Consider the following 5035-nt stretch of genomic DNA (forward strand, 5'->3'; position numbering starts at 1 on the left):
CCTGGCCGCCCGCAGGAAGCTGGACGGGCCAGCGCAGTTCAAGGAGGGCCGGCCGATCATCAAAGAACGAGCGCTGCGACAGCGTAAGGGTGACGGCGCCGGCAAAGGCCGCATCCTGGCTTTCGAGCTGCACCCTGACCGGGTTGAGCCGGTCGGCCACCGGTACACCGCCGGCTCCCCACACCACCGCCGGCTCTCCGGGCGCCGGGCGCGAGCGAGCGGGGGCTGTGTCCTGCGCCCGCACGCCTTCGCCCGCCGGCAGCAGGGGCGCCCCCAGCAGCGAGATCACCGCTGCAATGAAAGCCAGCGCCCGCTCCACAACCGCCCCGCGGCCCCACCGTCTCATTCTTTATTCTATCAGACCCAGGCCAGACGAAGAGGCCGGGCAGCCTGTCCGTAGGCAGCCCGACCCCCAAGGCCGGCATGGACGTCCTTGTCCCGCCGGGACCGTAGCCTGTCCTCACGCGAAGGCTTCCATGCGGACGCCTGTCTGATATACTTACGGGCGTGATCGCGGGGCCTGCGGCGCCTCGAGGCCGGGCGCCGTGCGACACTCGAAGGGGAGGGCGTGCACACAAGACCGCCATGCTTCCAATTCCCAAAAACTACACCCTGGCTGCCGGTGCGGCCGAGGGGGCCACATCGCTCAACGCGTTTGACAACGCGCTTCTGGCCGCAGGAGTCGGCAACCTCAACCTGATCCGCGTTTCGAGCATCCTCCCGGCCGGTGCCCGGCGCGTCGAGTACCTGGACCTGCCGCCGGGGAGCCTGACACCGACGGCCTATGGCAGCATCACCAGCGAGACGCCGGGCGAGCGCATCGCCGCAGCCGTGGCGGTGGGCGTGAGCGAGCGGGGGTTCGGGGTCATCATGGAGTACGCGGGCCGCTGCTCGCGCGAGGAGGCCGAGGCCGAGGTTCGCAAAATGGCCGAGGAGGCGCTGCGCGGGCGGGGTCTGAAGATGGTAGAGCTTTACGTGCGCGCCGTGGAACACCGCGTCGAAAAGATCGGCTGCGCCTTTGCGGCCGTCGCGCTGTGGGGCTAGGAGCCGCCGCCATGGAACTATGGTTCACCGAGAAGCAGCTTCCCGCTTTGGGCATCACGTGCCGGGTCACGCGTGCGCTGGAGGTGCGAAAGACCGAATACCAGCAGCTGGCCGTGCTGGAGACCGAACCGTGGGGGCGTATGCTGGTCCTGGACGGCATGATCCAGCTCACCCAGGCGGACGAGTTCATCTATCACGAGATGCTCGCCCACGTTCCCCTTGCGGCCCACGGCCGTGTCCGCCGGGTCCTGGTGGTGGGCGGCGGCGACGGCGGCACTGTCCGGGAGGTGCTGCGTCACCCCGGCGTGGAGGAAGTGGTGCTGGCCGAGATCGACGCCGAGGTGGTGGAGGTCTGCCGCCGCTTCTTTCCCGAGACGGCCAGTTGCCTGGACGACCCGCGGGTGAGGCTTTCCATCGGGGACGGCATTGCGCACGTAGCCGAACACCCCGCCACCTACGACGCCATCCTGGTGGATTCCACCGAACCGGTCGGCAGGGCCGTAGGCCTGTTCAGCCGGGAGTTTTATGCCAGCTGCCGCAGCGCGCTGCGGCCGGGCGGGATTCTGGCCGCCCAGACCGAATCGCCGTTTTATAACAAGGAATTGATTACCCGCTGCAGCGAGGCCATGCGCGACGTCTTCGGACGTGCCTGGCTGTACCTGGCGCCGGTACCGACGTACCCCAGCGGCCTGTGGAGCTTCACGGTGGCCTCGCTCGGCCCCGATCCGTCTCGGCCCGCCGCGGACGACGGGTGGGCGGTGCCGGGGCTGCGCTACTACTCGAGGGCGGTGCACCGGGCAGCCTTCGTGCTGCCGCCCTTCGTCGAGGCGCTGGTCGCCCCCGGGACAGACGCCCCGGCCAGCAAGAGCCACCGCCACGCGGATCTGTCCCGGACGGAAGAGGGGCGCCTGTGAGCCGAGAAGCGCTGCCACATCCGCACTGGCAGCGAACCACCCCATTCCTCGAGGCCACCACACCCGCCGAAGAGGCAGACCAGGTGATCATCGGTGTTCCTCTCGACCACACCACCAGCTTCCGCCCCGGGACGCGAGAAGCGCCCCGCCGGGTGCGGGACGTCTCCGACGGAATCGAGTCGTTCAGCCCGATGCGCGGCGCCGCTCTCGAGGAACGGCGGATCGCCGACCTGGGGGACCTGATGCTGCCCTGGGGGGACGTCCGCGGGGCGCTGGACATCATCGAGGCGGCGGTCCACGGGGCGCTGCAGGGGGGGCGGCGGCCGGTCATCATCGGCGGCGAGCACCTGCTCACCCTGGGAGCCGTACGGGCGGCGGTGCGGCGCTGGCCCGACCTCGCCGTCGTCCAGCTGGACGCGCACCTGGACCTGCGGGACGAGTATGCGGGGTTGCCGCTCTCGCACGCCACCGTCCTGCGGCGGGTCAGCGAACTGGTCGGGCTGGAGAGGCTGGTTCAGCTGGGCGTGCGGTCGGGGATCCGGGAGGAGTGGGAGCTGTGGAGGCGCACCTGGCGGGTGGACGGCTCACTGGTTGAGGCCGCCCGCCGCCTCTCGCGGGAACTCCGCGGCCGCCCGTTTTACCTTACCATTGACATAGACGTGACCGACCCGGCTTTCGCCCCCGGCACGGGCACCCCGGAGCCCGGCGGGCCCAGCGCCGGGGAGGTGCTGGAGGCGGTGGGGCTCCTGGCCTCGGCGGGACCTGTGGCAGTCGACCTGGTGGAGGTCTGCCCGGTCAAGGATCCGTCGGACATCACGTCACTCCTGGCGGCCAAGCTGCTGCGGGAGGTGCTGGTGGCGGGGCCGGCAGCCCCGAGCCGCCCGGGTCAAGAGAGGGTGGAACGCGTTTGACAGCCGGGTCCGGATCGCCTTCCGGCGTGCGCAGCGTGCTGGACGTGAAGCGAAAGCTCGGCGAGGCGGTGGCGCACATCGTGCAGGATCTGGCCCGCGCTCGCAATGCAGGCGAGATCGACCCGCATCGCCTGGAGAAGGCGTGCGCGGTGGAGGTGCCGAGGGACCCGTCGTTCGGCGACTTTGCCACCGGGGCCGCCATGAATCTGGCCGGGCACTTCCGGCAGCCGCCACGCGCGATCGCCGAAGCGCTGGCCGAACGCCTGCGGCACAGCCACGACACGCTGCGGCTCACCTCCGTCGAGGTGGCCGGGCCCGGCTTCGTCAATGTGAGGCTGGATGGGCGCTGGCTTTACGAGGCGGCGTGCAGCATCATCAACGAAGGGCCCAGGGCCGGCGTGCCCAACGTGGGGAATGGCGAGAGAGTGCAGGTGGAATTCGTCAGCGCCAACCCCACCGGCCCCATGAACGTGGTCAACGCCCGCGCCGCCGCCGTCGGAGACGCCCTGGCGAACCTGCTTTCCGCCGCCGGCTACCAGGTCACGCGGGAGTACTACGTGAACGACGCCGGGCGACAGGCACACCTCTTCGCGCTCTCGGTGGCCGCCCGCATGGCCCAACTTCTGGGCGAACCGGCAACTTTACCCGAGGAGGGCTACCCCGGCGAGTACGTGCGAGAGATCGCCGAGGAACTGTTGACCGAGCAGCCCGACCTGGCGCGCCTCTCGCCTGACGAGCGGCTGGCCCGCATCGGGCGCACCGCCGTGGAGCGTATGCTCGACAGGCAGCGCCGCCAGCTCGAAGCGTTCGGCGTGCGCTTCGACGTCTGGTACCGGGAGCACACCCTTTACCAGGCGGGCCGGGTACAGGCGGTGCTTCGCCTGCTCGAGGAGCGGGGGTTCCTCTACGAGGCCGAAGGGGCGAAGTGGCTGCGCTCTACTGCCTTCGGCGACGACAAGGACCGGGTCGTCGTGAAAAGCGACGGCAGCCTCACTTACCTTGCAAGCGACATCGCCTACCACCACGACAAGTTCCAGCGGGGCTTCCAGCGCGTCATCGACATCTGGGGTCCCGACCACCACGGCTACGTGGCACGTATGAAGGCCGCCATGCAGGCCCTGGGCTATGCGGCCGATAGGCTTGAGGTCATCATCCTGCAGCTCGTGTCGCTGGTGCGGGGCGGGCAGGCCGTACGGATGTCGAAGCGGGCGGGGGAGTTTGTGACGCTGGCCGACCTCGTGGAAGAGGTGGGACCGGATGCAGCCCGCTACTTCTTCCTCTCCCGGAGCCCCGAGAGCCCGGTCGAGGTGGACCTGGATCTGGCGGCCATGCAGAGCATGGAGAACCCGGTCTACTACGTGCAGTACGCCCACGCCCGCATCTGCAGCGTCTTCCGCCAGGGGGCAGCCGAGGGAGCGGCGCCCCCAGAGCACGTCGAACCCGGCGACCTGGAGCCGCTCGTGACGCCCCACGAGCAGGCGGTGCTCAAGGTGCTGGCGCGCTACGCCGAGGACGTGCTGGACGGCGCGCTGCGCCGGGAGCCCCAGCGCATCGTGGGCCTGCTCTACGAGCTTGCGTCGGCGTTCCACAGCTTTTACAACGAGCACAGGCTCCTGCATCCCGATCCGGCGCTGCGAAGGGCACGCCTTGCGCTGGCGGAGGCGGCCCGGCGGGTGCTCGCGGACGGGCTGTCCCTTTTGGGCGTCTCGGCACCGGAGCGGATGTAAGGCAAAGGCAGGGGGTTTGGCCGGAGTCTGTTTGGGGAATCACTCAGGCGCTCGGTGAAGATACTGGGCAGGGGACTGCGGCTCAGCTACGACTACCTGGGCATGGTGCTGGCCGGTTCGACCCTGTGGTTCTTCGTCGGCCTGGTGCCGGCCGCGCTGGCCGGGGTCGCAGCCGTGCGGTTTCCCTCTCTCTTCACCCTCGCGACCGCAGCCTTCGTGGTTGTCTTGCTGACCGTGCCCGCCTTCACGGCCCTCGTCGCCGTCTCCCGATCCCTCGCCAGGGGAGAGGAAGTGCCGCTCGCCGGATTCTGGCACGCCTTCCGGTCGTACTGTGCCCGGAGCGCAGGGATCGCCGCCGCTGGCGGGCTTGTGATGGTGATCCTCGTGCTCGACCTCGCTTTCTTCCTTCAGGCTCCCTCGGTGTGGGTGCGGGCCGTGG

General features: G+C 69.7%; 6 protein-coding genes. 5 read left to right on the top strand and 1 reads right to left on the bottom strand.

The genetic code is table 11. The annotated features are described in order from the left end of the window. Positions 1–346 (bottom strand): hypothetical protein (locus AB1609_15255; GenBank protein MEW6047811.1); only part of this gene is annotated, 346 nt, incomplete at its 3' end. Between the two features lie 239 nt (positions 347–585). Between AB1609_15255 and AB1609_15260 the strand changes: the two genes are divergently transcribed. The 5 genes from AB1609_15260 to AB1609_15280 all read left to right on the top strand — a co-directional run. Continuing rightward, positions 586–1044 (top strand): arginine decarboxylase, pyruvoyl-dependent, encoded by a 459-nt coding sequence (locus AB1609_15260; GenBank protein ID MEW6047812.1) that lies wholly within the window; start codon positions 586–588, stop codon positions 1042–1044. Positions 1045–1055: 11 nt separating this feature from the next. Then, a complete protein-coding gene (gene speE, locus AB1609_15265; protein ID MEW6047813.1) occupies positions 1056–1958 on the top strand; it encodes a polyamine aminopropyltransferase in 903 nt (300 codons plus the stop codon). Next, the gene (speB, locus tag AB1609_15270) at positions 1955–2869 is read left to right on the top strand and encodes an agmatinase (GenBank protein ID MEW6047814.1); all 915 of its coding nucleotides are present in this window, start codon (positions 1955–1957) and stop codon (positions 2867–2869) included. The genes speE and speB overlap by 4 nt, the downstream gene beginning before the upstream one ends. Then, on the top strand, positions 2866–4596 hold the full coding sequence (argS, locus tag AB1609_15275) for an arginine--tRNA ligase (protein ID MEW6047815.1): 1731 nt from the start codon (positions 2866–2868) through the stop codon (positions 4594–4596). Before speB ends, argS begins: the two co-directional genes overlap by 4 nt. Before the next feature lie 54 nt (positions 4597–4650). Further along, the coding region (locus tag AB1609_15280) for a DUF624 domain-containing protein (protein MEW6047816.1) at positions 4651–5035 on the top strand (385 nt) is incomplete at its 3' end.

It is taken from the genome of Bacillota bacterium (genome assembly GCA_040754675.1).
Taxonomy (GTDB): domain Bacteria; phylum Bacillota; class Limnochordia; order Limnochordales; family Geochordaceae; genus Geochorda.